Genomic DNA, 25,791 nt, shown 5'->3' with positions numbered 1-25,791 from the left:
TGACTGAAATTGACTTTGAATTTCAGTCATTTGCTTTTTACGGGCTGGTACTTTGCCAGCCCTTTTTCTTTGCTTCTGCCTGAGATTTCAGCACAGAAAAATTCTTGCAACAGATCCTGCAGGCTCAAGAGACAGCTGGTCCGTTCAGCGTATGACTGACCGAATCCAAGTCCGAGTTGTGGGCCGGATTAACGGCGATCCTCTCGGTAACAGGTCACATCCACTTCCACTTTGACGTCCACCACCAGATCACACACCATGCAGATCCGGGCTGGCGGATGTTCACCAAAAAACTCCTGAAAGACCTTGTTGAACGACTGGAAATAACGGGCATCGGTCAGCACCACTTTCACATGGACCACATCGGCCAGGCCGTATCCGGCTTCTTCCATAATATTGAGACAGTTCTGAATCGCCAGGCGTGACTGATCGACGATACCGCCTTCAACCACCTCGCCGTCTGTCATCGGTGTCTGGCCTGAAACATACAGGAATCCACCGGCCTGCGTCGCACGTGCAAATGGCAGATGCTGCCCGCCGGTGCCTGTCCCGCCTTCCACGCCGTAACGAATAATCGTCATGATTGTTTTCTCCAATTGAGGGCTGATTAGCCTTGTGACTTTGAATAATTCTGTGTGTGCTTCATCATTGATGCCGGGCCAGAAAGCGGCCATGACGTTCCGGGCTGACACTGCCCTGCTGATAGCTGATCCGGCCATTCACCATGACCAGTGCAATACCCTTTGCGGCAGTAATCGGGTGCTCGAAACTGGCAGCGTCCTCAATCGTGGCCGGGTCAAAAAGCACCAAATCCGCAAAAGCGCCTTCGGCGATGATCCCCCGGTCTTTCAGCCCGAAACGTCGGGCCGACATCCCGGTCATCTTGTGAACGGCCTGCTCCAGCGAGAACAACTTGCGTTCGCGGGTGTAGTAGCCCAGCACCCGGGGAAATGCCCCCCACAGACGCGGGTGCGGATGCGGGTCATTCGGCAGGCCATCAGAGCCCACCATGGTGAGACGGTATTTCAGTACCCGCTCGACATCGGCTTCATCCATGCAGTGATACACCGCCCCGGCCGGTTGCAGCGCTCTGGCGGCGTCCATCAGCGGCAGGTCCATCTCCGCCGCAATCTCTTTCAGCATCTTGCCTGCCAGTTCCGGGAACGCTTCTGACCAGGTAATGAAGATATCGATATCTTCTGTGACCTGATTAAGATCCAGCGTCGAGGAACTGGCAGAATACGGGTAACAGTCGCAGGCCACATCCTGACACTGCGCGGCAGATTCCATCCGGTCCAGCACTTCCACCGTCCGGCCCCAGTTGCCTGCGCCTGCACATTTGAGATGTGAAATCACCACCGGGACTCTGGCGTGCTTGCCAGTTTGGAATGCTTCGTCCATTGCATCCAGAATCTGTTCGAATTCAGTGCGCATATGGGTGGTATAGATACCGTTGAAAGCCGCCAGTGCTTCCGCCAGCGCCATCACTTCCTCAGCCGGTGCCTGTTTGGCGGAGGCATAAGCCAGCCCGGAGCTCAGGCCAAGCGCACCTTGCTGCATGGCCTGTTTCAGCAGGGCCTTCATGGCAACAATTTCCTGCGGCGTCGCGGCGCGACAGAGATCATCCATCACCTGATTGCGCAAGGTGGTATGACCCACCAGCGCCGCCACATTGACTGCGGGCTGCGCCTGACGTACTGCTTCGGCGTAGTCTGTAAAAGCCGGATACCGGAAATCTTCCCGCTTGCCCAGCAGGTTCATGGGATCGGGCGGATCAGCAGCCAGCACTGCCGGAGACGCGCTGATACCGCAGTTACCGACAATCACCGTGGTAACGCCCTGGCTGATTTTTGGCAGACACTCAGGAAAACGGATCACATGGGTGTCATCGTGGGTGTGCACATCAATGAAGCCCGGCGCCAGTACCTGATGACGGCCGTCAATCACCTGATGCGCGGCACAATCGGCAAGGTCACCAATCTGAACGATGCGGCCATTCTGAATGGCAACATCGGCGCGGTAGGCATCCGCGCCGGTGCCATCAATGATGCTGACCTGGCGGAATACGGTCTCAAACTGCATACGTTTTCCTTTTCGTTCGTTTCTCGCATCCGCCACCTTCTTTCAGAATTGGCGGGCTAATCCCCCAGCGGCTGTCGATCCTCACCACCGCGGTGGCTGTCCAGCGCCAGTTTCAGCCGACGCAGGCGATCACGGGAACGGCGTTTCTGGCGCAGGGCCAGTTCTGTCGACAGCACATCAATCAGCGCCATCATGGCGTAGCGTGAGGCTGAGGGTTTATAAATAAAATCTGTTTCATCGGTCACCAGCGGCAGCACCACATCACTGACTTTTGCCAGCGGCGAGTCCGGCGCGGTAATCGCAATCACCTTAAGCCCGTACTGTTTGGCAATGGATGCCGGTTCGACCACTTCTGCGGTGTAGCCCGTCACTGACAGCGCTACCATCACGTCTTTACTGTCTGCGGTCGAGGCCACCATCCGGGCCAGCAAGCCGTCGTTATAGGCACTGACGGCAAATCCAATCCGAAACAGCCTGAACTGCAATTCCTGCGACATGATGGTTGAGCCACCGCCCATGCCGACCGACAGAACCTGCCGCGCGTTGAGCAGCATTTCTACCGCCCGGGCGACATCCGCTTCATTCACGATTTTCCGGTTGAGGTTGATGACGTTCTTAATCGACTCATACACCCCCTGAATGCCCGTTTCATCCGGGCTTTCATGAATGAACCGCTGTCCGACCGCCAGTGACTGCGCCAGCTTCATTTTCAGGTCACGCACATTTTTACAGCCGACCGCCTTCGCAAAGCGGGTGATGGTGGCTTCACTTACCCCGGCTTCTTCTGCCAGTTCCGTGATGCTGGCCGTCGCTGCACTGCTCAGATCGTCCACCACCAGGCGGGCCACTTTTTTTTCTGCTTCTCTTAACTGTGGGAAGCACTCAGTAATTCGGGAAACGATGTCCACTTCAATGGTCACGGTGACCTTTCCTCTCTGGGTTAAATCTTAGTGAGACGGTGGGAATCAAACAGTGAGAAATCGCACAATTCACCACAAGATGTTTGATAGTTTCTAACATCAAGAATACTATCATCTCGCCATAAGCCTTATACATAAAGGGATAATGGCTATGTTAGGAGAATAACCAATGCCTCAAGCAAACAAAAAGCATGTTAGTAAATACCAAGAATTCGATCACAAAAACTTTCCGATTGGGACCAAGGGTGTCTGGGTCCATGAGAAAAGTGAGGGTCGGTACAGCCTGATTGACGAAGAAATCTGCCTGCCGGCAGCGGTCCTTCGCGAATCGGCGATTCACAATAACCTGAACTGGATGCAACAGTTCGCCAACCACCATCAGGTCAAACTGTCACCCCACGGCAAAACCACCATGACGCCGTCGCTCTTTACCGAGCAGCTGCAGGCCGGTGCCTGGGGGATCACCGTTGCAACCCCCGCACAGGCTGAAACAGCAGCCATTGCCGGGGCCCAACACATTCTGATGGCCAACCAGCTGGTCGGAAAAGCCAATATGGCCCTGATCGCCCGGCTGATCCGTCAGCATGACGTCCGGTTCTATTGCTGCGTCGACTCCTGTGACAATGCCGCTCAGCTCAGCCGCTACTTCTCAGCTGAAGGGCTGACCCTGAACGTCCTGATCGAATATGGCGTACCGGGAGGCCGCTGCGGCTGCAGAAACCACGAAGAAGCAGAAACTCTGGCCGGGTTTATTCAGGCGGCGGAAGGCTTATCTCTGCATGGCATTGAAGTGTATGAGGGCGTCATTCACGGCGCTGATGCAGAAGATCACATCCGTTTATTCCTGCGCGATGCCGTGTTGCTGGCAGAACAGCTGACCGAGAAAAAGCTGATCACGGTTGACCACCCCATCGTGACCGGCGCAGGCTCTGCCTGGTATGACATTGTGGCTGAAGAGTTTGCGGGTCATCCCCATCTGAATGCCGTCATCCGGCCCGGCTGTTATCTGATCCATGACACCGGGATTTACCAGGATGCCCAGCATCAGGTCATCGCTCGTGCGAAAGCCAATCAGGGATACGCCTGCGAACTGGGCGGGGATCTGGAATCAGCCCTGGAACTCTGGGCCTATGTTCTCTCAGTGCCGGAGCCCTGTAAAGCGGTGATCGGGATGGGGAAACGGGACGTTGCGTTCGATGCCGGGCTGCCAATCGTTGAACGCGGATTCCGGGACGGTCAGCCAATCACGGTCAGTGGTCTGGAAGCGACCGCCATCATGGATCAACATACCTTTGTGAACGTCCCGGCCGGGACCGATCTGCGGGTGGGAGACATACTGGTGTTTTCAACCTCTCATCCGTGCCTGACGTTCGATAAATGGCGCTATCTCTGTATTACCGACGACACGGACACCGTCGGCCGATTCGTGGATACCCGCTTCTGATCCACAAACAGCCATCCTACAGGATGGCTGTTTACCAGTTCGCCGTAGCGCCCAGCCTTCAGATCAGACGAGATTCACGACTTCCCTAACTTGCCCACAATGTAGTCCGCAAACAAACTCACTTTGGCCGGAATATGGCGCGTCGCCGGATATAACATCCATAAATCACCAGTGTAGGCTGTTTCAAATTCCCACTCGGGTAAGACCTGAATAATCTTGCCTTCCGCAATAGCTCCTTCAGCAACAAAGACCGGCAAGCTGGCAATCCCGATCCCCTGCTCTGCCGCTTCCAGCCGCACCCGTGAATGATTAGCCCTGTACCGTCCGGTGACCGGCACCGTGATTTTGCTGTCTCCTTTTCGGAACCGCCATTTCGAATCCGTTTCATTCTCTCCCAGAGAAATACAGCTGTGGCCGGTTAATTCTTTCGGATGAACGGGCATCCCCCTGCGCTCCAGATACTCCGGAGATGCGCAGAGCACGTGCACAATCGGCATCATACTGCGTCCGATCAGCCCCTGCGGCGGCTGACGGGTGATCCGGAACAAAATATCAATTTCCTGTTCAATCAGATCCAGCGCCTGATCGTCCAGCACCAGGTGCACATCGATATCCGGATACAGCCGCAGAAATTCAGCAACGTAGGGATGAATCAGAGAATGCGCCACTGCTTTCGGAGCTGCAACCTTCACGACACCCCGGGCAGAGCTGTCCTGACTTTCACAGAGCGACACCACTTCTCTGGCTGCCTCGTCCAGTTGAAGACAGCGTTCATACACCGTTCTGCCCGTTTCACTCAGCCGCAGTTTCCGGGTCGTACGCTGTAACAGGCAAACGCCAAGCTGCTGCTCCAGCTGTTTGATGGTCCGGCTGACGGCAGAAGGTGAGACGCCCAGCAATCTTGCCGATTCTGAAAAGCTGCCGGTTTTCACCACAGAGACAAAAATTGCCATATCCTGCATCAGACCAATGTGCTTGTTGCTGCTCATGCTGCCTCTGATTCGTGCGTTATACGCAAAAGTTATTTGAATTGATGATGGATTATCATGCACAGTCCGGATGATTACAATGCTGCCTATCACAACATTCCAGCAATTCACGGAAAGCGTTCATGGCATCTTCGATGGCAACACAAGCGTTATATCTCAGCACCAATCAGCTCTACTGTGAGGCAGAGCTTCTTGCCTGTTTTCAGGAAGATGGGCAATGGATCGCCGTGTTGGACAAAACCGTCTTTCATCCGCAAGATCAAGGGCAGCCCGGAGATACCGGCCGGATCATCACGCATTGCGGTGAACGGGCACAGGTTCTGCACACCCGCAAAGTGGGCAACGAGATTCAGCATATCCTTGATCATGCCCTACCTACCGGCATGACGACCATGGCTCTGGATAAGGAAGCCCGGCAGTTACACAGTTGCCTGCACAGCCTGGGACATCTGATCGGTAACATTGGCCTGCAAAATGGCTGGCAACCGGTCCGAGCGAATCACTGGCCCGAGACCTGTCATGTTGAGTTCGCGCCACAGGCACATGTCGTGGAACTGGATGAACAGACCATTGCGCAGCACCTGGGCCGATTGATTGCTGCCGGACTTCCGGTTCAGATCAGTACGGATCAGACGGGAACACGCCGGGTCGGATTCGGCGAACTGAGCACTTTGCCCTGCCTGGGCACACATATCAGCAATACCAGTGAATTGCCTGCTGATATCCGGATTTCCACCCAGTTCCAGCAAGGGAACCTCCAGGTGCGCTACCACATTCCAGTGGCGGCCTGATTCAATAAGGATGTGAATAATGATCAATGAATACTGGCCGGAATTTCTTTCTCTGGCCCTGATCCATTTTATGGCCGTCGTGGCACCGGGACCTGATTTCGTGGTAACGGTCAGACAGAGCCTGAAATTTGGCCGCAGCCATGGTGTGATGACCGCACTGGGCATCGGCTGCGGGCTGGGCATTCATGTCCTGTATACCCTGCTGGGCGTGAGCGCACTCATGCACACCTCCGAGTGGCTGCTCATCGCTGCCAAAGTGCTCGGGGCAATCTATCTGGTTTATCTGGGTGTTCAGCTCTGCCGCAGCAAACCGGCCAAAGACAACGAACCGGCAACAGATGCAGCGAACAATCCGGATACCCCGGCGGAGACACAGTCGCTGAAACGGGCTTTCAGCATCGGTTTTCTCACCAATGCCACCAACCCGAAAGCCACCCTGTTTTTCCTGGCGGTCATGACCAATGTGGTCAGCATCAATACCCCCATCGCCGTACAGATGTTCTATGGCGCCTGGATGTGTTCCGTCAATGCGCTCTGGTTCATGGGGGTCAGCGTGGTGTTTTCCGCTGAAAAAGCCCGGTTCTGGTTCCAGCGGCAAATGCATCTGATTGAACGGTCTCTGGGTGTGGTCCTGATCGCTTTTGCGGCAAGGCTGGCCTTTGCATAACCCCATTCGCCCGTCATTTTTGATTACACCTCCGGGATTACAGCGCCCGCCAATCGGTGTATGATTCGCCCCGCATTCGAGACGTGCAGGTCTGTCCATTCCCCCGGACAGACCCATTCACCAATAAGCACGCAACAAGCAAATTGATTGGGTAAGTCCAAAAGAGGATTGATATGGAATTGATGGATTTTGTTTCGGCTATCCTGTTCAGCCTGGGCGTATTAGCCGTAGCGCTGGCCGGTGGTTGCATTTTCAGTATGCTGACTGTCAGAAAAGAAGACGTTGAATGCGTCGTTGAAAAGCGAATTGAATTTGGCGTGTTCGGTGGTGCCTGTTTGGCGATCGCCGGTCTGATTGGCTATGCGCTGACCTGAGTCAGCTTCACAAACATCACAGAATCAACGGGCCGTCATTCGGCCCGTTTTGTTTTTCAGGCTTTCCCGTTCAGGCGGAAATGCCAGTTTTCCAGCTCACCTGTTTCCAGTCGCTTGGCGATAGTGCTCTGCCAGCTCTTCGACAGGGCTTCACACGTCTGCAGCAGACGTAACTTATCCGGATTCATCGGATCGTTGAAATACCAATCCAGCACCCGCTTGACGGTAAAGCGCTCATCCCCGGCCTGAATCAGGACCAAAGGTGCTGTCGCACTGATAAAACCGGGCTGAATCACACGATACAGCCAGCCACAACGGCCAGTGGTCTGCATGGTTTCTGAAAAGCCCTGTAAATCCCAGCGACAGTTCAGTTTAAAACAAGGCGAACGCGGCTGACTGATTTCGATGATGGCTTCACCCCAGCGATACCGGTCGCCGATGCGGACATTGTCTTCCGTCATCCCCAGCGCACTGATATTTTCGCCCATCCCCGGCGACACCCATTCGCGCTCAGGATACTTCTGCTGCCAGAAAGCATAATGCTCGAACGGATACTGATGCAGCGCCCTTTCCGTACCACCGTGAAATTTCGGCTCGGCGCATTCATCACCTTCCAGTCCGGTCTCCGACAAATACATCCGGCCGGTCACCGGCTGCTTGGCCATCGCTGTCGTGATACCGTAATTCTGTGTCACTGTTCCTGTATACAGGCCGGTGAGCGATATGCTTGTCTCTGCTTTGATCAATGCTCGAACTCCTTTCCATGCAATCGAACAGTCACATTCAGGCTGTTCGCAATAAAACAATTCGCGTGCGCTTTCTGATGCATTTTGTCCAGGACTTCAGGGGAGACGTCAATCCCTTCCGCGAAGGTGATCTGCGGGTTCAGATCAATCACAGCCACTTTGGTCTTACCGGCGTCGTTTTGCCCCAATTCTGCGGTCACGCTGTCCTGATAGCTGGCAACCGGCAGACGTTTGAGATGCGCGATCGCCAGAAACGTCAGCATATGACAGGAAGACAGCGACGACATCAGGCTTTCTTCCGGATTAATTTTATCGGCACTGCCCTGATATTCCGGTGCAGATGATCCCTGAACCTGCTGGCCGCTGCCAAAGTGAATCTGATGATCCCGGCTGAATGCTTCTCCGGGCTGACTGTTGCCTTGCCAGATAACTCTTACATGAAAGCTCATCTCATCCGTCTCCTTACTGAAAAAAACATCAATAAAGAAAAAGGCCCCCGACGGGAGCCTTTTTCATCACAATTCGAAATCACTGAGCGCGTCGTGATCAACCTGTCGCTCCAGAAACGCGACCAGATCATCATGCCCCCCGATATACCTGCCATCCAGGATGATTTGCGGCACGGTCCGCACGGTGGTGTTTGCCACCTGCTCAATAAAAGCAACCATCTCGGTCTTTTCCAGATCCTGACCCAGCACCAGTGTCGTGTAGTCTGTTCCACGTCCGTCAAGGATCGCTTTCGCTCTCACACAGTAAGGGCAGTTCGGCTGAGTGATCACCAGATTCTGAAACTGATGCAATGCTTCAATAGTCATGCGGGACATTCTCTGTTCGGCTTTACGGAAAGCGGTAAGATAATGCAAAGCCGCACCGGAGTAAAACCCAATTGACGAGCTTGTTGCTTTTATCACCATCAGGCACTGATCCGGATGGGAATCCGCCTGCGCCCGAAGCTTTCACCGGGCGTCGTAAACCGTCCGGCAAGCTGATAGCCGCAGTGCTGACAGCAACCTTTGTCGGTCAGTTCATAATCGCCCAGCGCATACCAGTTTCGCGCAACCACCTTCGCACCGCAGCCGGGACAGTAGGTACTGTCCCCTGCCTCATCAAAAATATTACCTACGTAGACGTATTTCAGTCCGGCATCCAGAGCAATCTGTCTTGCCCGTTTGACGGTTGACGGTGGGGTCGGCGGTTTGTCCATCATTTTAAAATCAGGATGAAATGCACTGAAATGCAACGGAACTTCCGGGCCGAGATTCTCCATGATCCACCGTGACATCGCCTCGATTTCAGCCGGACTGTCATTTTCATCCGGGATCAGCAAGGTGGTGATTTCGAACCACACCCGGGTTTCATGACGCAGGTAGAGCAACGTATCCAGTACAGGTGCCAGATGCCCGCTGCATATTTTGTGATAAAACCGCTCCGTGAAGGCTTTCAGGTCGATATTGGCCGCATCCATTTTCTGATAAAAATCTTGCCGCGGCACATCGCAGATATAACCGGCACTCACCGCCACACTGTGGATCCCGTGGGCATGGCAGGCGTCTGCACAGTCCATGGCGTATTCCATGAAAATGACCGGGTCGTTATAGGTAAACGCAATGGAATCGCAGCCGTACTGCTGCGCTGCCCGTGCGATTTGCTCTGGCATTGCGGTTGACCCTAAGGTATCGATTTCCCGCGACTTGCTGATGCTCCAGTTCTGGCAGAATTTACAGCCCAGATTACATCCGGCGGTTCCGAACGATAAAACTGAGCTGCCCGGGTAAAAATGGTTCAGCGGTTTTTTCTCAATCGGGTCGATGCAGAACCCGCTGGAGCGGCCGTAGCTCGTCAGCACAATCTGACCATGTTCAGCCATCCGCACAAAACAGGCACCCCGCTTGCCGTCACGGAGCCGGCAATGCCTTGGACAGACATCGCAAACCACACGACCGTCATCTAACTGATGCCAGTGTGTGGTTGGCCAGCTCGCCGGAGGGCTTCCGGAAAGCGGGTCTGTTTGCATCCGGTGAGATTGCGCCATGGAGATGCTCCGCGAAATTAATCCTTTCTATACTTAAATATAGTTGGTCTCCGCCAGATCCCGCCTGATGTATCAGGCAGAGCCTGTGGCGTGAACCAATCACATCCTTCAGAACCAGTTCGGAGATAGAGGACCAGACGATGACCATTCGAGTCCCTGCTGTCGCCGGTCGATTTTATCAGGCTTCGCCGCTGGAACTGAGCAAGCAGCTGAATCATTGGTTGATTGCCCCGGACGAAGTGACATCATTCCCCAGAGCACTGATCGTGCCGCATGCGGGGTATATGTTCTCTGGTAAAGTCGCTGCCAGGGCCTACCGGTGGCTGAAAAGAAACGGAAATGTGTATCAAAAAGTAATTCTGGTTGGCCCCAGTCATTACTATGCCTTTGATGGCTGCGCCCTGCCCGGTGATCAGTATTTCGCCACACCGTTAGGTGAAGTCCAGATTGACACGCCGTCTGTTGAAAAATTGTCACGATTCGATGATATTGCTATCTCAGATCATATACATGAGCTGGAGCATTGTCTGGAAGTGCAGTTACCCTTCCTGCAGCATTGCCTGCCGGCGTTTACCCTGCTGCCGATACTCACCGGAGATATTTCCCCGGCGCGTCTGGCGGAGATCATTGATCCCCTATGGCAGGACAACACATTGCTGGTCATCAGCAGTGATCTGAGCCATTACCACCCCTATGCAGATGCACAGGATATCGATCACCGGACTCTGAAAGTGATTGAAAAGTTCGATCCCAGCCTTTCCCCGCAACAGGCTTGCGGCTCAACCGGGATCAACACCTTGTTATTACTGGCGAAGCAAAGAGGCTATTACTTAACACAAATTGAATACAAAAACTCCGGCGACATGGAGGCCGGAGATAAGGAGAGAGTCGTTGGATATGTCAGTTACCTCGTGTCTTCCCCCAGAGAAACCGGCCCTGAATAAGGGAGAAATGACGCAGTTGCTGGATATTGCCCGGGAGGCAATCCGCAGCCATTTTTCCGATGATCTGCCGATGCCGCCGCAACTGGATCTCTACCACCGAAAGCTGCGGGCTAACGGTGCCTGTTTTGTCACGCTTGAAGTCGATGGTCAGCTCCAGGGATGTCTGGGCACCGTCACGGCCAATGAGCCGCTGGTAATAGAAGTCCATAACAAAGCCAGAGACAGTGCCTATCAGGACAGACGATTCATGCCGCTCACCGAAGAGCAGCTGGATTCCCTGACCATTGAAGTCTCCGTACTCTCTGAGCCCAAGCTCCTTTCAGTAGCTTCTGAAGAAGAACTGCTGGCCTATCTGGAACAGCACAAGGTGGGTGTCATCCTGACAGAGCACTATTCTCAGGCCGTGTTTCTGCCGCAGGTCTGGGAAAAACTGCCAAAGCCTTCAGCTTTCATCAAAGCCCTGAAACAAAAAGCAGGCTGGCCGATGAATCACTGGTCTCCCAATGTCCGGGTGAAAACCTTTACGATCACTCAGATGAAAGGTAAATATTTCACGCCACTGGCGTAATGCCCGTCTGACTCGCCCTCCCGATCAAAAATGCTGGCCGAAGCCAGCATTTTTCGTTTCTCAGCAAAGACTACTGCCCGAACTGGTAAGTCAGGGTCAGAGAAGTCTGACTGATATCGTTGATGTCAATAAAGTAACGGTTGAACTTCACGCCCGCCAGCCAGGCCGGATGCAGACGATAATCGATCCCGACCGTCAGATAGGGATCAACCCCCCAGTCTGACGACTTGATCGTCTCCCCCTGATAGGTACTGCTGTAATCCACTTCCCAGCGGTACACACCAGCACCGAGCAACAGCCGGAAGTCATTATCCGCCAGGACAGGATACCGGACATCCAGTGCGACCCCGGACGTCAGTGCCGGAGTCGCCTTAGACACTTGCTGATGATAATCACTGGCTGTCATACCATCGGGCGTCAGTGTCGCTTCCCCTTCTCCCTGATCCAGATAGCGTGCCGTGAACAGCCACTGACTGCGGGTTTCATAGCCGATCCCCAAGGACCAGGCCATATCGCTGTCATCCTGAGACACCGTGGTGTCGGCTGGCTGAGTATTGCGCTCACTGGCCTGACTGACCCCGATTTCCGCATCGACATACCAGGCGGCCTGGCTGTTGAAGGTCAGCAAGCTCAGAACCAGTGCGAGCACACGCCCGCCCCATCGACGCATCAGGCCAAAGCCGCCCAGCAGCAGTAACATCATTGCCGAAAATGTACCGGCACCCCGGTTTTTCACCACCATGCCCTCCTTGAGCGTTGTCGTCACCCGCGCCTGAGCGCTGGCTTCCAGTCCGGTTGCATCCTGAATCTGGTAGGTAATGATGCTGTCACCGGCATAACCCGGCTCCGGTGTGAAGGTTAAGGTCTGATCACCATTCACAGAGACTGTTCCCCGGTCAGCTACTGCCGCAATCACAAACAGGCTGTCACCATCCGCATCGCTGTCGTTCCCAAGGACCGCAATTACCACCGCCGTTTGATCGTCGGTCTGAACCGCATCGTTGACGGCAACCGGGTAATCACTGTTCAGCACCGTGACTTTCGCCTCGGCATTGGCCGTGCCGCCCATGCCGTCCGAAATGCTGTAACTAATGGTCGCCACCCCATAGAAACCGTTCGGGGCGGTATAATGCACCTGATTCGACACCAGCGTGGCTGTCCCGAAATCGACCGAGGACGCCATCAACGTCAGCGGATCATGATCGGCATCCGTGTCATTAGCCAGCACATCAATGGTGATTTCACCATTCCGGTTCAGCAACAGACTATCGTCCTGCGCTTGCGGTAGCTGGTTTGCACTCACCGGAACACCAACACCCCCCGGATCCATCACACTGCCATTCACCTGACCGTCATCATCATTCGGACCGCCATCCTGAATGGTCAGCTGCACACACCAATCCCCTTCGTGCAGACCAGCCTGCCACTCAACATCCCCCGGCGGTGGACAGTAACCGGCTTCACCCGGCGCGGAAGAGACAAAGTTCTGAGCATCGATAATGTAATTCACCCAACCCTGCGATTCCGTGTATTTCCGGTAAACCGCATTGGCCGGAATTGGCAAACGCTGTGGCAGAACCACCTGGTAACTTTGTCCTGCCACCGGCAATCCATGGGCAACAAAGTCAAAGACACCGCCGATATTCTGAGCGCCACTGTCTGACGGAATTTCATCCGTCTGCAGCTGCGCACCACCCAGTTTATTTCCGGCGACGGTCATCCCTTTGCGCAGACAAACGCCCGGATCCCCTTCGACCAGATAACGGTCAGAGACCACCGCCTGTTCCTGAACAACATTACAGTCCGTAATAACGTCCAGATAATCCGGGATACCGTCCGAGTCTCCGTCGGAGTAACCTTCCTGATCATCCGGCAGCAAGTCCCCGTCGCTGTCTCCGCTGCCCAGTTGGGCAAGCTGCGCAACAACTTCCAGATAAATATCCTGTTTCACCGACAGATTCGGGGAACCGTTATCCGTCACGGTCAGTGTCAGGGTGTACATACCCTGCGTTAAGGCGCCCGGTGCAAAAATGAACTGATGATCTTCAGTACTCAGGTTCGCCATGGCGCTGTCGCTGGCTTCCCACAGATAGCTGTGACTGTCAGCCGCGTTCGGATCCGTCACGCTGGCCGTCACGGTCACTGATCCTCCGGAAGCATCAATGACATGCCGGGATTCGGTGTCCTGCACAACCTCCGTCGATACTGACGGCGCAACATTTTCCTCCAGAATGCTGAGGAAATAGTGCGATTTACTGCCAAGGTTCACCGACGAAGACAGGCTGATTTCCAGCGTTTCTGTCCCTTCCGGTAACGCGTCACTCAGAACGTCGAATTCAATGATCCCTTCGGTGCCGCTCTGAATCACGACTTCACCATCGGTCAGCGTATGATCACTGCTGTCGCTGGTACCAGATACGGTGTAAGGCACAGTCACTGGGTACGCAGGTGCAGGACCGTTGAGATAGACTCGGACCTTTTGCGTCGTGCCTTCTGTGGCCTTCCCATCTTTGGCAATCGAAACCTGAGGATGCACAACAATCTGCTGGCTGGCCTGCGACTCACGACCGCTGGCATCCACGGCACGCCAGTACACGGTGTGTTTGCCCGGTTTAAAGAACGGTTTCCGATCGACCACAGACACCGCCAGTGCTTTGCCCTGACTGTCCGTGGCATTCGCAACGCCCAGGTTGACCCGGGTAAACAGGCCTGTCGCATTCACCTCAACATCCGCTGGTGCCTGAATCACCGGCGGCTGACTGTCGGCCGATTCAATCACCACGGTGACCAGACCGACCTGCTGATCGGCTTCTCCGTCACTGGCAGCATATTTCAGAGACAAGGTCCCCTGCTGAGTCGTAGTCAGAATTACCTGCCCGTTCTCAATGGAGGTCGTGCCCTTCTCGGTTGTCGCCCAGAGCAGAGACAACGGATCCTGATCAATATCACTGTCATTGCTCAGCACATCCAGCACATACCGGCCCTGCGCATTGGCTTTGAACTGATAGCTGTCCGAGAGAATGACAGGCACGTCATTCACAGGCGTCACCGAAATCGCCACCGTGTAAGTCGCAGAGACCAGCTCACCATCCGTTACCTGATAACTGAAAGTATCGGACCCGTTATAGTCAGCCTGTGGCGTATACAGCCAGCCGCCACTTTGTGCCGTCAGGCCGCTCTGTGCCGTCAGGCTGCCGTGCTGCGGCGATGCAGTGACCAGCAGGCTCAGCGAGCTGCTGTCCACATCGGTCATTGAAGGCACAATCGACAGCGTCTGATCTTCTGCCAGCGAAACGGTCAGGTTTTCCCCTTCCGGCGGATCATTGACGTTCACCACCGTGATATTGAAGGCTGGCAGAGACGCCGTTTCCGGTCCGTCACTGACACTGATAACAATCCCGCTGGTGGTTCCGACATGACTGTTATCCGGCGTACCGGACAGCTGCCCGGTCTGGAGATCAAAACTGGCCCATTCCGGTTTGTTCTGAATGCTGAAGGTCAGCGCATCCTGATCGATATCCGTCGCTTGCGGGATAAAACTGTACGCGCTGTCTTCAGAGACCTGATCCTGCGGCTGGCCGCTGATTTCAGGCGCATCATTGACGTTATTCACCGTAATCGTAAATGCCGGTAACGCTGTGGTTTTATCACCGTCACTCACACTGATGATCACATGGGTGTATTGGCCCACAGCATCATTATCCGGCACGCCAGACAACCGTCCGGTCTGAGGATCAAAACTTGCCCAGGCCGGCATATTGGTAATGCTGAAAGTTAACCCGTCATTTTCGATATCCGATGCTGTTGGCTGGAATTCATAGCTCTGGTCCTGATCCACACTCAGCGAAGGTGTCCCACTGATGGTTGGCGCATCATTGACCGTTTCCACCGTCACAGACACCGTGGCCGTATTCGATGCACTGCCTTCGTTATCATCAATCGTATACGTAAAGCTGTCATCTCCGGACTGATTGGCATCCGGGGTGTAACGCAGGCTGCCGTTGCCCAGATCCAGCAACTGGCCAAACTGAGGCGGCGTCAGAATCTGAATCGAATTCAGATCCAGTGAACCATCCAGATCGCTGTCGTTGGCAATCACCGAAATATCAACAGCCGTGTCTTCCTGCGTCGTCGACTGGTCATCATTGGCGACCGGCGCATCATTCACCGCCTGAACCGTCATGGTCACAGTGGCTATATTCGATACCGCGCCCTGATCATCGCTTACCTGATAAGTAAACTGATCTTCACCGCTGAAATTCAGCGCCGGGGTATACACGACGGCCCCGTTGCTGCCCACACTCACACTGCCCTGCGCTGGTTGAGTGACAATCACTAAGGAATTTGCCTGAATCGTGCCGTCGATATCCTGATCATTCCCGAGGACATTTACCGTATGCGGCGTGTCTTCCAGCAACGTGGCCGTGTCATCTGCCACAATCGGCGCATCATTCACACTGGCCACAGTGACCGTCACCGTCGCTGGCAATGACGTCGCACCCAGGTCATCCTGAACCACATAAGTGAAGCTATCATTGCCGAAGTAATTGGCATTTGGTATATAGGTCACCTTGCCATCGGTGGCGACACTGACCTGCCCTTTTTGCGGCTGAGTAATCACCTGGACAGTGTCTTGCGCCAGTGAACCGTCAATATCACTGTCGTTCGCCAGCACATCCACAACACCGCTTTCATCTTCATCGACTGCCAGCGTATCGGCCACGGTCTGAGGCGCATCATTGACACCTGCGACGTTAATGGTCACCAAAGCGGCGTTAGAAACCAGCCCGGTGCTGTCCTCCACGGTATAAGTCAGTGTATCGGTACCCGCATAATTCGCTTCGGGCTGATACTGAATCTTCCCGTTATCAACACTGGCAGAACCATGCGCAGGCTGCGTAACGATCGTCAGCGTAGACGCCTGCAGGGTATCCCCGGCATCCACATCACTGTCGTTCGCCAGTACATCAAGCTCGACCAGCGTATCTTCATCCGTACTGCCGACATCCGCCGTCGCCACAGGCGTATCGGCAACCGGTGTGACCGTCACCGTCACCGTCGCAGCCGACGAAACCGCCCCGTAAATATCTTCAACCTGATAGGTAAAGGTTTCCGTACCCGCAAAGTTTTCATCCGGTGTATAGGTGATCGTCCCGGTGCCGGTGTTGATGCTGGTGCTGCCGTGCTGAGGCGCGGTCACTACCGTCACACTGGCCGGATTGAGCAGGCTGTCGGTATCGCTGTCATTCGACAGCACATCAATCGCAATCAGGTTATCTTCCGCCACAGTTGCAATGTCGTCCGTCGCAACTGGCTGCGCATTCGCAATTGTAAAGTTGAAGAAGGTTTCATTGCTGAATCCGGCAAATGCATTTCCGGCCACATCCGATAATGCATCATTCGTCATGGTGACATAGTACGTGTGTGTCGGCACAAAGGACTGCGATGGCGATACCGTCAGCTGGTCACCCGAAAGATTCACTTCACTGTCCGTCATCGCGTAAGTAGCCAGCGTGGCAGACGTCGTTGCATCGACAAGACTCAGACTGCCCGCACCAGCCTGGATCGTTTCACTGAATGTAATCACCAGATGACTGTTATAACTGACATCCGTCGCATCATCTGCAGGGCTCAACGTGCTGATATACGGTGCAGTGCCGTCATAGGTCAGCACCAACTGTGTCGCGGCCAGATTTGCGTTGCCATTCGGATCGGTGAACCGTCCGCTGGCGATATCCAGGGTGATATTTCCGTCTGTGCCCGGTGTCAGTGTCGCGGTATATGAGGCACCAGAGCCGGTAAAGTTACTGAGTGTACCGCCGGAGACAATGACATCCCCGGCCGAGAAGTCGCTGCTGCTTTCGCTCAGGGTGAAGGTCAGTGCCGCGGTTTCACCCTGTTTCAGGGCCGACTTATCAGAGGTAATGGTGACCATCGGCTGCAGCGTATCGACGCTGATGGCGAGCTGGAACGCGGCGGTGTTGCCGTTCCCCGCTGCATCCGTAAACACACTGGCGGCCACATCCACCGTCGCCCCTGCGGTACTGTTCGTATCCGGCGTGAAAGTGGCGCTGTAGCTGGTGCCGCTGCCGGTAAAGCTCGACAGCGTACCGCCGGAGACAATCACATCCCCGGCCGCGAAGTCGCTGCTGCTTTCGCTCAGGGTGAAGGTCAGTGCCGCGGTTTCACCCTGCTTCAGGGCCGACTTATCGCTGGTGATGGTGATCATCGGCTGCAGCGTATCGACGCTGATGGCGAGCTGGAACGCGGCGGTGTTGCCGTTCCCCGCTGCATCCGTAAACACACTGGCGGCCACGTCCACGGTTGCCCCTGCGGTACTGTCCGCATCCGGCGTGAAAGTGGCGCTGTAGCTGGTACCGCTGCCGGTAAAGTTCGACAGCGTACCGCCGGAGACAATGACATCCCCGGCCGCGAAATCACTGCTGCTTTCGCTCAGGGTGAAAGTCAGTGCCGCGGTTTCACCCTGCTTCAGGGTTGCCTTGTCGCTGGTGATGGTGACCATCGGCTGCAGCGTATCGACACTGATGGCGAGCTGAGACGCGGCCGTGTTGCCGTTCCCCGCGGCATCCGTAAACACACTGGCGGCCACATCCACCGTTGCACCGGAGGTACTGTCCGCATCCGGCGTGAAAGTGGCGCTGTAACTGGTGCCGCTGCCGGTAAAGTTCGACAGCGTACCGCCGGACACAATGACATCCCCGGCCGAGAAGTCACTGCTGCTTTCGCTCAGGGTAAAGGTTAAGGTCGCGGTTTCACCCTGCTTCAGGGCCGCTTTGTCGCTGTTGATGGTGATCATCGGCTGCAGCGTATCGACGCTGATGGCGAGCTGAGACGCAGCGGTGTTGCCGTTCCCCGCTGCATCCGTAAACACACTGGCGGCCACATCAACGGTTGCCCCTCCAGTACTGTTCGCATCCGGCGTAAAGGTCGCACTGTAGCTGGTGCCGCTGCCGGTAAAGCTCGACAGCGTACCGCCGGAGACAATGACATCCCCGGCCGAGAAGTCGCTGCTGCTTTCACTCAGGGTGAAGGTTAAGGTCGCGGTTTCACCCTGCTTCAGGGTTGCCTTGTCGCTGGTGATGGTGATCATCGGCTGCAGCGTATCGACGCTGATGGCGAGCTGAGACGCAGCGGTGTTGCCGTTCCCCGCGGCATCCGTAAACACACTGGCGGCTACGTCCACGGTTGCCCCTGCGGTACTGTCCGTATCCGGCGTGAAAGTGGCGCTGTAGCTGGTGCCGCTGCCGGTAAAGTTCGACAGCGTACCGCCGGACACAATGACATCCCCGGCCGCGAAATCGCTGCTGCTTTCACTCAGGGTGAAGGTCAGTGCCGCGGTTTCACCCTGCTTCAGGGCCGATTTATCGCTGGTGATGGTGACCGTGGGCGGAATCACATCGACCACAAGACTCAGTTGTATCGCCGCCGTGTTGCTATTCCCAGCACTGTCTGTAAATACATTGGCCGCAACATCAATCGTACCGAGTGTGATATTGAGATTCGGCGTAAAGGTCGCGCTGTAACTGGTACCACTGCCGGTAAAGTTCGACAAACTACCGCCGGACACAGTCACATCTGCGGCCGAGAAGTCGCTGCTGCTTTCACTCAGGGTGAAGGTGAGCGTAGCAGCCTCACCCAGCTTCAGAGCCAACTTATCACTCGTAATGGTAATACCAGGTTTTGTTGTATCCAGGGTTGCGGTACTGGCCACAGCTGTCGCTGCATTCCCGGCAGCATCGGTCAATGTGACGGACAAAACGAGTGTGCCATCGGATAAGCCCGACACGTCGATGCCTGAGACCGTCTGCGAGCCACTACTGAGTGTTCCTGACCCGGTCACTGCTGTTCCACCGCCACTGGAAGTAACGGAATAACTGTATTGTGTGCCTACCTCACCACCGGAGAAGGTAAAAGCGGCACTGCCGGCATTGCTGCTGTTGTATTGACTCTTATCCAGCGCAACGCTGTGTCCGGTAGGCGACGTCGTATCAATCGTGACACTGAGTCCGGATGACGCCACACTCTGGTTATTACTGCTGTCTGTGGCTTTGGCTGTGATCACATGGGTCACGCCTGAGGATAACGTACTGGTCGTGATGCTCCAGTTTCCTCCCGTCACCGACGAGGATCCCAATGGCGTACTGCCTGACTGATCACTGAAAAGTTCCACTGTACTGCCATCTTCAGCGGTGCCGGTAAAGGTCAAAGTGACATTCTTGGTCAGATTATCACTGTCAGAAGTACCGGTATCTGAGGATGAAGATAAATCCGGCGTCGAAGGTGCTGAAGGTGCAACATCATCGGCAACGGAAATTGTGAACGGTTTCTGGTAAGTGGTCGTGCCATCATACGTCTGAACACAAATGCTGTAGCTACCAGGAGACAATGCGCTCCCGGTTTCCAGTATCGCACCGTTAATTTGAAACTGACTGTTATCTGCATCTGAAGTACAGCTGCCGAAAGCACTGCTCCCTTTCGAAACCAGTGAATAGCTGTGTGAGTCCCCGCTGTCAGCATCCGTCGTCGACAAGGTGCCCACATCCGCGCCGGAAGCCGTCGCAGACTGATTGATGTTGGAAGAAGTCAGACTGATATTCGAGGGGGCATTGTTGGATGGTGGTGACGTATTACAATCCGCATCCGTATTACAGAGCTGGCCGGGATTATTGGTACAGACATAGAGATAGCATTCCCCGGCCGCAAGCATGGCTTCTCCGGGCTGTGAGCCGGAAGCCCCGTCCGAAAATGGTGACAGCTCACCGACCACACGTTTCGATGCCTGAAGCCCTGGATTCAGATTTTGAGTTTGGGATAAAAAAGTGTTCAGATCAAATTCAAGCCCGGAAGAGGCCGGCTGAGAAATAGCGGTTGGTTCCGCTTGAGTTGATTCAAAGGGCACAGGCTGTGTCGCCTCTGCGTAGGCGCTCGCGATAAGGAGCTGACTGCCAGCCAACCCCAAAGCCAGCGTCGATATCCAGCGTTTATTATCTTGTTTCACGGGATGAAGAGAGAGTATTTCAGCGCTCACCTCATCCGAGCCTGCGAAGAACTGTCGCGTAGCATGAGCCAATTGCGACATCATCAGTCCGTTGTTCATAATCTGCCTGCAATAGTGTGATGCGAAAAACGAGCGTGATGTCCGCATCACATCTTCCATTCATGGGCGCGAACAACAGCGACTCAACTGAGTACTCAATGAAAAACCCGGTTGAGAACTCAAACCAAAAAAATATGGAAATTAGTGCAACTAGTAGCTATTGAAACAGAGGATGATGAATGTGCAAGAAGCGCATATCAAAAATATGACATATCAGAATATTTTATGATTTCATTTCACCACAAAAATGACGTTTAAAGCATAAAATATTCCGTTCTTTGGTCGGAATATACGTCAATGAATAGTGGATTATTACTGCCAAACAGCAATTCAACGTCATAAATCTGGTTTAAATCGCCTGAAAACACCAAACGTGCAATTTCATGACCATTGCGGATATCAATCACGCTCACGCCGGACAGTAATTCGTTTTTTTTCTCCAGAAGCGGCATATCCGTGTGCCGGGAAGAACCGTCTTTTGCCTTCCGGACTCTGGATAACCCGACAAAAGCCATTTCACCAAATAGCCGGAGTCCGCGAGTAAATCCATCAAACTCGGCCACCAGCTCCAGATCCGCTTTCGTGGCAGGCAAACTTGACTCTAAACAACGCCACAGCCGCCCGGTACCGGATTCACAAAAATACAGATATCCCTGATGAAGTCTCGGCGAATGGGGCAAACACAGGCCACTGAGCACGGTCTGATTATCCTCAATCCGCATAATCTGACCATCGAAACTACTGCCTTCCCGCCAGCCGTACTGAACATCCGAAACTGCAAAATAACTGACGTAAGCTGGCGATCCGTCTTTCATGGCCAGCCCGTTCAGATGGCAGCGGTCTTCAGCAACCAGCTCTGAAATAAACGGCGGCCGCCAGACATATTCAAAACTTTTCCCGTAAACCGCTTTGGCAATACAATTAAACCGGGTGTTCACCATAAACAGCGCTTCATTTCCCCAGGCTAGATCATGTGTATTCAGTTCACCCGTCATGATGGAACCACAGGGATAAAAAATGGTATCCCGCGCCGTCGAATGATCCGGTGACATCACCAGTTCCGAAGATGACATTACTTGCCGGTATTCCCAAAGCTGATGAGCTGCAGCCAGAGATAACCGCTGCTGATCGTCACGCAATGCAATCCCGAGTAACTGAGGAACCCGGACATGTTCAACCCGGAGGGTTTCCCCATCACTGTTGATGACAAACAGACAATCCAGATGATGAGCACTCACCAATAAACTGCTTTTCATAGAATGCAGCAACATTGGAAAACGAGCACAACTGGTCATGACGTAATTGAGTTTCACTTCTTGGTCAGTCATAGCGATTGATTTTTATCCGGAAATAAAGATATGGTGCTTACAATATATACAGACTCAGATATTTCATTCTGACTTTCACGGGTAAATTATGCGTCTCGATAAAGCCTGCATCCGAATTGGTGATGTCGATATCACCGAAATCACCCGGCATTTGAAACAATTACCGGATTCCGCCTGGAAGGCAAATACTTATCGCCAAAACACCTATGCAGTGCACAAACAGACGGAAAGTCTGGTGCTGTATTTTAAAACCGATGAATTTACTGAAACTAATACGGAATTATTATCGGTCATGCAGCCTTTGCTGGCCCCGATATTTGCCCGTTTCGCGCAATACTATGGTTATTCCAAACTGGATATTGCGAAACTGATGTTTGCCAAATTACCGGCAGGTGCTGAAATTGCGGAACACAGTGACAGCGCACCGATATTTGCCCGGTACCACCGCATTCATGTGCCAATAGTGACCAATGATGCCGTCATGTTTTATTTGGATCAGCAACCATTCCATTTTAAAACCGGGGTGATGTACGACATCAATAATCTTGGATTACACCGTGTGGTCAATCCCTCTGATGAAGACAGGATTCACCTGATTTTCGATGCCAGGCCCGTCAAACGTATTCAAAACGCCAGCAGCCACTTGTTTATCTTGAGCCCGAACAATTCCGGATCATCCCTCATGTCTGCTGCGCTCAGCGACTGTCAAAATGCCATTACCCTGCCTGGTGAAGGTCATTATATTGCCGGATTTGCCGGACCGAATCCCAACCGGGATAACAGTCATTTTGTCTGGAGCCAGTTCAATACACTGAATAAACTTCAGAGCTCCAAAGCTTACGACTGGCCGGCAATTCGCAACCTCTGGTCCGGCGTGGCAACGCCGCAATCCGGGACTGCCAGTATCTTTGTGGAAAAATCACCCTGTAACATTGCCCGGATGGCGATGTTAGCTGAGGAGTTTGATGATGCGAAATTCCTCTTTCTGATCCGTAATCCATACGCCATGTTTGAATCAGTCGTCCGGGCCAGACGGGATTTACCAGAGGTTGAATCCATGGCAGCACAACATGTTTTGTGGTGCTTCCGGCAGCAGGAGACAAATTTACAGCAGTGCCAGTCTCCTCACCTGTTAATTCGTTATGAAGACGTCTGCGATTCACCGGAAGCGACTGCGCAGACAATCCGCAAATTTATTCCGGCGTTTGAAGACATCGACTTCATCCCGCCACGATGGGTGAAGGGTCAGAAGTCTGCACTGGAAAATCGTAATGCAACGCAAATCGCCAGGCTGACGGACAATGAGCGGGCTGTCGCAGAAGCCTTTTTTCAGCCGAATGCGGAACTGTTTGCTCGATTTGGTTACCCGGTTTAATCCGCTGGCTTATACGCCAGCGAAGACCGGTCGCAGGCTGGGCGGATACCAAATCATCCGCTCATAAGGCGGCTCTGCCTGCTCAATGGTAAATCCCAGTTTCAGGTAAAGCTGCCTTGCGCCCTGATTGATCTGCTGAACCGAGAGCATCATGGGCGCCTTTAACTGATTCGCTGAATACATAAATGACCGGACCACGGCTTCGCCCAGACCATGCCCTCTGGCTTCCCGTTTAAAAGCAATATCAATGAGATGCACCTTGCCCTGAGAAAAATCCAGCACCGCTCTGCCAACCGCTTCTTTGTGATACTCAATCACAAAATAAAGAGCTTCAGGAAACTGATCGCCATAGCCCTGATTCATGGCTTTGAACTGCATGTCGATCAGCGACTCAATAAAATCACGTTCACCGTCAATCAAACGCAAATCATCCCGTCGCTCGTTATGTAATTGCTCCAGAAATATACGGTCTGCCGCCGAACTGTTCGAAGGCCGGACATGTAAACCACCCGGCAGTTTTAAATCCTGTAATTGCATCTTTTTTCTTCCTTGTATCAAAGCGTTACATTGTGATTCTGCGTCCTTTGCACATGCTGCATCAGGCTTTGTGCATCCAGAACCGGCTGACTGAACTGGCGCACCAAATGATGTAACTGAGCAGCCGTCAGCGTGGGATGAACACTCAGCACGGCAGCCAGTACGCCCGTGGTTGCCGCCGTGGCTGCAGAGGTGTTTGAATACGCCAGACTGTAAGTCTGGGTTGCACTTGAATAAACCTGATAGGGAACTTCAACGGCAGTGGCAAGATTGCGGCCCGTTGCGGGCCATTGTGTACCCGCACTTACCGCATTCACGACCAGCACCTGCGGTTGTGCCGCCAGCGCAAAACTCGCATCCAGATTCTGTGACTGATTTCCGGCTGCAGCAACCACGACCAGCCCTTTGCCATGTCGCCCCTGTGCTTTCAGCATGAGCAACGCATCCGTCAGCGCTTGCTGCGTAAATGGCAATGTCCAGGCTGCCTGAATCAAATCTGCATCCTTCAGAAAGGCCAGTTGCAACGCAATCAGAATATCTGAAGTCCAGTTTTTATCCCGGCGCAGTAAAATGGCACTGGCATCCGGCGCCAGCCCGGTAAAATCCGGATGCCGCGACCAGATCATCGCTAAATCACCATCGCCATGTAGCGTATCGAACTGAAACGCCGCTAACGCTTTTGCGTTCAGCGGAAGTTCACGACGATGATCCACATCGTAATGAAACAGCACCGACATCGGCTGCAGCGTTGGATCTGATAAACTGAAAGCCGCATCAATCACAGCTACCCGCATGCCCGCCCCCGCCTGCGCAGGCCAATGAGTCAGAGATAGCTGGGTTCTGACAGCTTTCGCCTGAACGCTGGGTGAAAATACAGGTTCCCGGTTTCGATGCAGCCGAACTTGCAGGAAATCAGGTTCAGCCAGCGTCACCCCGTCAGCATGCCGTAACGACTCAACCAGACTCAGAGAGTCTGCCGCCCCCTGTGTCAACACCACGGACCAATAGGCGGACTCCAGCTCAAACACCCGGGCCACTCGCCGGCCTTTCAGGGCATCAAGCTGATTGAAATTCAGTGATTTGTCATGACGAAACAAGACCCGATGGCTCAGCCGGAGACCTGCGTTCCCCATCGCAGGATGCGAATACACCGGCTCATCCTGCTGAAGCTTTTCAAAAGACAACCTGACCGGTTGTCCCTGATACTGCACCGTCAGCGATGCCGGCCAGATCTTGCGGGCCTCAGCCTGACCCGCTACAAAGATCGCAAACAGCACAATCAGCCAGTAAATGCTGATTGTGCGCATTCCAAATACCTTAGTGACAGTCACAGCCTGAACATCGTCATGAACGGACCGGATAAACCCCGTCAATACAGATGCAAAAGTTAATGGCCAGATACGGCTGCATATTTTCATGCGAAAGGCTCTGACCCGCCATATCCAGACTGCCAAGATTCAGTTTGGTATCAACATCGCCTGTACTGTATCGGTTTTCAACCGTGATGCTATCCGTCAACAGACCCGGTACGGCTCCCTGTGCAACATCTGTAGAACCTGGTTTAAAGGTACCCGACAACTGATGGGTGTGAGGCGGGATCTGTTGATCGGTCAATGAAACCTGATCACTCCCGATGACATTACCAATCTGATATGGGGTTAACCCCGGTCCCCGGCCTGCCCCCATAGGTACCCTGCCCCTGAGATCCGGCAGATAAAAATAGTTCGGGTCCCATGGACCAAAAATATTCTGAATCACGGAGAACAAAGCCTGGTTCTGTACAGTGCTCATTTTCTGCCCGTAACAGACGGCCCAGTAACGAGGCGCATAGTTGTAAGGCATCATCATGATTTCGCCGTAAAATGCTTCACTCATC

General features: G+C 53.8%; 20 protein-coding genes. 7 read left to right on the top strand and 13 right to left on the bottom strand.

The genetic code is table 11. From position 1 onward, the window contains the following. Window positions 1-188: 188 nt before the first annotated feature. The 3 genes from ACYP03_RS01845 to ACYP03_RS01835 form a co-directional block, all read right to left on the bottom strand. On the bottom strand, window positions 189-581 hold the full coding sequence (locus ACYP03_RS01845; RefSeq protein ID WP_248139456.1) for a RidA family protein: 393 nt from the start codon (window positions 579-581) through the stop codon (window positions 189-191). A gap of 64 nt (window positions 582-645) precedes the next feature. Beyond that, complete coding sequence (locus ACYP03_RS01840; RefSeq protein WP_459778268.1) at window positions 646-2,082, bottom strand: N-acyl-D-amino-acid deacylase family protein; 1,437 nt, start codon at window positions 2,080-2,082, stop codon at window positions 646-648. Between the two features lie 56 nt (window positions 2,083-2,138). Then, window positions 2,139-3,002, bottom strand: coding sequence for a MurR/RpiR family transcriptional regulator (locus tag ACYP03_RS01835; protein WP_248139452.1), 864 nt, complete (start codon window positions 3,000-3,002; stop codon window positions 2,139-2,141). Window positions 3,003-3,171: 169 nt separating this feature from the next. Here ACYP03_RS01835 and ACYP03_RS01830 point away from each other — a divergent pair, with 169 nt between their 5' ends. Next, the gene (locus ACYP03_RS01830; protein ID WP_459778267.1) at window positions 3,172-4,446 is read left to right on the top strand and encodes an amino acid deaminase; all 1,275 of its coding nucleotides are present in this window, start codon (window positions 3,172-3,174) and stop codon (window positions 4,444-4,446) included. Window positions 4,447-4,520: 74 nt separating this feature from the next. On the opposite strand, the gene ACYP03_RS01825 is transcribed toward ACYP03_RS01830, so the two are convergent. Beyond that, complete coding sequence (locus tag ACYP03_RS01825) at window positions 4,521-5,435, bottom strand: LysR family transcriptional regulator (protein WP_248139448.1); 915 nt, start codon at window positions 5,433-5,435, stop codon at window positions 4,521-4,523. Window positions 5,436-5,557: 122 nt separating this feature from the next. Here ACYP03_RS01825 and ACYP03_RS01820 point away from each other — a divergent pair, with 122 nt between their 5' ends. The 3 genes from ACYP03_RS01820 to ACYP03_RS01810 all read left to right on the top strand — a co-directional run bounded on the left by ACYP03_RS01820 (window position 5,558) and on the right by ACYP03_RS01810 (window position 7,267). Continuing rightward, window positions 5,558-6,226 (top strand): alanyl-tRNA editing protein, encoded by a 669-nt coding sequence (locus ACYP03_RS01820; RefSeq protein ID WP_459778266.1) that lies wholly within the window; start codon window positions 5,558-5,560, stop codon window positions 6,224-6,226. A gap of 19 nt (window positions 6,227-6,245) precedes the next feature. Then, window positions 6,246-6,893 (top strand): LysE family translocator, encoded by a 648-nt coding sequence (locus tag ACYP03_RS01815; protein ID WP_459778265.1) that lies wholly within the window; start codon window positions 6,246-6,248, stop codon window positions 6,891-6,893. A 173-nt stretch (window positions 6,894-7,066) separates the two neighbouring features. Then, window positions 7,067-7,267: a hypothetical protein gene (locus tag ACYP03_RS01810; RefSeq protein ID WP_248139443.1), complete on the top strand. Its 201-nt coding sequence runs from the start codon at window positions 7,067-7,069 to the stop codon at window positions 7,265-7,267. A 56-nt stretch (window positions 7,268-7,323) separates the two neighbouring features. Here the strand turns inward: ACYP03_RS01810 and ACYP03_RS01805 are convergent, their stop codons facing one another. From ACYP03_RS01805 to amrS, 4 genes are all read right to left on the bottom strand, one after another. Next, on the bottom strand, window positions 7,324-8,013 hold the full coding sequence (locus ACYP03_RS01805) for an MOSC domain-containing protein (RefSeq protein WP_459778264.1): 690 nt from the start codon (window positions 8,011-8,013) through the stop codon (window positions 7,324-7,326). Beyond that, window positions 8,010-8,462: an OsmC family protein gene (locus ACYP03_RS01800; RefSeq protein WP_459778263.1), complete on the bottom strand. Its 453-nt coding sequence runs from the start codon at window positions 8,460-8,462 to the stop codon at window positions 8,010-8,012. The genes ACYP03_RS01805 and ACYP03_RS01800 overlap by 4 nt, the downstream gene beginning before the upstream one ends. Window positions 8,463-8,528: 66 nt before the next feature. Continuing rightward, window positions 8,529-8,837 (bottom strand): glutaredoxin domain-containing protein, encoded by a 309-nt coding sequence (locus tag ACYP03_RS01795; RefSeq protein WP_248139440.1) that lies wholly within the window; start codon window positions 8,835-8,837, stop codon window positions 8,529-8,531. 89 nt (window positions 8,838-8,926) lie between these two features. Continuing rightward, complete coding sequence (amrS, locus tag ACYP03_RS01790) at window positions 8,927-10,045, bottom strand: AmmeMemoRadiSam system radical SAM enzyme (RefSeq protein WP_248139438.1); 1,119 nt, start codon at window positions 10,043-10,045, stop codon at window positions 8,927-8,929. Between the two features lie 140 nt (window positions 10,046-10,185). Between amrS and amrB the strand changes: the two genes are divergently transcribed. Together amrB and amrA are read left to right on the top strand one after the other, a co-directional pair. Further along, window positions 10,186-10,989, top strand: coding sequence for an AmmeMemoRadiSam system protein B (gene amrB / locus ACYP03_RS01785; protein WP_330959823.1), 804 nt, complete (start codon window positions 10,186-10,188; stop codon window positions 10,987-10,989). Further along, window positions 10,943-11,557, top strand: a complete 615-nt coding sequence (gene amrA / locus ACYP03_RS01780; protein WP_248139435.1) for an AmmeMemoRadiSam system protein A — start codon at window positions 10,943-10,945, stop codon at window positions 11,555-11,557. Before amrB ends, amrA begins: the two co-directional genes overlap by 47 nt. Window positions 11,558-11,627: 70 nt before the next feature. Here the strand turns inward: amrA and ACYP03_RS01775 are convergent, their stop codons facing one another. Both ACYP03_RS01775 and ACYP03_RS01770 read right to left on the bottom strand, forming a co-directional pair. Then, complete coding sequence (locus ACYP03_RS01775; protein WP_459778262.1) at window positions 11,628-20,657, bottom strand: Ig-like domain-containing protein; 9,030 nt, start codon at window positions 20,655-20,657, stop codon at window positions 11,628-11,630. A gap of 272 nt (window positions 20,658-20,929) precedes the next feature. Beyond that, window positions 20,930-21,970, bottom strand: coding sequence for a TIGR03032 family protein (locus ACYP03_RS01770; protein WP_459778413.1), 1,041 nt, complete (start codon window positions 21,968-21,970; stop codon window positions 20,930-20,932). A gap of 121 nt (window positions 21,971-22,091) precedes the next feature. Between ACYP03_RS01770 and ACYP03_RS01765 the strand changes: the two genes are divergently transcribed. Next, window positions 22,092-23,378 carry a sulfotransferase gene (locus tag ACYP03_RS01765; RefSeq protein WP_459778261.1) on the top strand — a complete coding sequence of 429 codons (1,287 nt, stop codon included), beginning with the start codon at window positions 22,092-22,094 and terminating at the stop codon, window positions 23,376-23,378. A 9-nt stretch (window positions 23,379-23,387) separates the two neighbouring features. On the opposite strand, the gene ACYP03_RS01760 is transcribed toward ACYP03_RS01765, so the two are convergent. From ACYP03_RS01760 to ACYP03_RS01750, 3 genes are read right to left on the bottom strand one after another with little or no spacing between them, the layout of a single operon-like run. Next, complete coding sequence (locus tag ACYP03_RS01760) at window positions 23,388-23,915, bottom strand: GNAT family N-acetyltransferase (protein ID WP_459778260.1); 528 nt, start codon at window positions 23,913-23,915, stop codon at window positions 23,388-23,390. Between the two features lie 17 nt (window positions 23,916-23,932). Further along, the gene (locus tag ACYP03_RS01755) at window positions 23,933-25,222 is read right to left on the bottom strand and encodes a S8 family serine peptidase (RefSeq protein WP_459778259.1); all 1,290 of its coding nucleotides are present in this window, start codon (window positions 25,220-25,222) and stop codon (window positions 23,933-23,935) included. Window positions 25,223-25,259: 37 nt separating this feature from the next. After that, window positions 25,260-25,790 (bottom strand): phage tail protein, encoded by a 531-nt coding sequence (locus ACYP03_RS01750; protein ID WP_459778258.1) that lies wholly within the window; start codon window positions 25,788-25,790, stop codon window positions 25,260-25,262. Window position 25,791: the final 1 nt, after the last annotated feature.

This window comes from Photobacterium sp. R1, assembly GCF_054600795.1.
The sequence above is the reverse complement of the archived record's forward strand: the minus strand, read 5'-3'. Positions and strand labels throughout refer to the sequence as shown.

Excerpts from the sequence above, each read along its gene's own strand:
- ACYP03_RS01840 (WP_459778268.1), bottom strand. The coding sequence starts at position 2,082 with ATGCAGTTTGAGACCGTATTCCGCCAGGTCAGCATCATTGATGGCACC.
- amrS (WP_248139438.1), bottom strand. The coding sequence starts at position 10,045 with ATGGCGCAATCTCACCGGATGCAAACAGACCCGCTTTCCGGAAGCCCT.
- ACYP03_RS01820 (WP_459778266.1), top strand. The coding sequence starts at position 5,558 with ATGGCATCTTCGATGGCAACACAAGCGTTATATCTCAGCACCAATCAG.
- amrB (WP_330959823.1), top strand. The coding sequence starts at position 10,186 with ATGACCATTCGAGTCCCTGCTGTCGCCGGTCGATTTTATCAGGCTTCG.
- ACYP03_RS01810 (WP_248139443.1), top strand. The coding sequence starts at position 7,067 with ATGGAATTGATGGATTTTGTTTCGGCTATCCTGTTCAGCCTGGGCGTA.
- ACYP03_RS01795 (WP_248139440.1), bottom strand. The coding sequence starts at position 8,837 with ATGTCCCGCATGACTATTGAAGCATTGCATCAGTTTCAGAATCTGGTG.
- ACYP03_RS01760 (WP_459778260.1), bottom strand. The coding sequence starts at position 23,915 with ATGCAATTACAGGATTTAAAACTGCCGGGTGGTTTACATGTCCGGCCT.
- ACYP03_RS01765 (WP_459778261.1), top strand. The coding sequence starts at position 22,092 with ATGCGTCTCGATAAAGCCTGCATCCGAATTGGTGATGTCGATATCACC.
- ACYP03_RS01800 (WP_459778263.1), bottom strand. The coding sequence starts at position 8,462 with ATGAGCTTTCATGTAAGAGTTATCTGGCAAGGCAACAGTCAGCCCGGA.
- amrA (WP_248139435.1), top strand. The coding sequence starts at position 10,943 with ATGTCAGTTACCTCGTGTCTTCCCCCAGAGAAACCGGCCCTGAATAAG.
- ACYP03_RS01755 (WP_459778259.1), bottom strand. The coding sequence starts at position 25,222 with ATGCGCACAATCAGCATTTACTGGCTGATTGTGCTGTTTGCGATCTTT.
- ACYP03_RS01830 (WP_459778267.1), top strand. The coding sequence starts at position 3,172 with ATGCCTCAAGCAAACAAAAAGCATGTTAGTAAATACCAAGAATTCGAT.
- ACYP03_RS01775 (WP_459778262.1), bottom strand. The coding sequence starts at position 20,657 with ATGTCGCAATTGGCTCATGCTACGCGACAGTTCTTCGCAGGCTCGGAT.
- ACYP03_RS01825 (WP_248139448.1), bottom strand. The coding sequence starts at position 5,435 with ATGAGCAGCAACAAGCACATTGGTCTGATGCAGGATATGGCAATTTTT.
- ACYP03_RS01750 (WP_459778258.1), bottom strand. The coding sequence starts at position 25,790 with ATGAGTGAAGCATTTTACGGCGAAATCATGATGATGCCTTACAACTAT.
- ACYP03_RS01770 (WP_459778413.1), bottom strand. The coding sequence starts at position 21,970 with ATGACCAGTTGTGCTCGTTTTCCAATGTTGCTGCATTCTATGAAAAGC.
- ACYP03_RS01845 (WP_248139456.1), bottom strand. The coding sequence starts at position 581 with ATGACGATTATTCGTTACGGCGTGGAAGGCGGGACAGGCACCGGCGGG.
- ACYP03_RS01815 (WP_459778265.1), top strand. The coding sequence starts at position 6,246 with ATGATCAATGAATACTGGCCGGAATTTCTTTCTCTGGCCCTGATCCAT.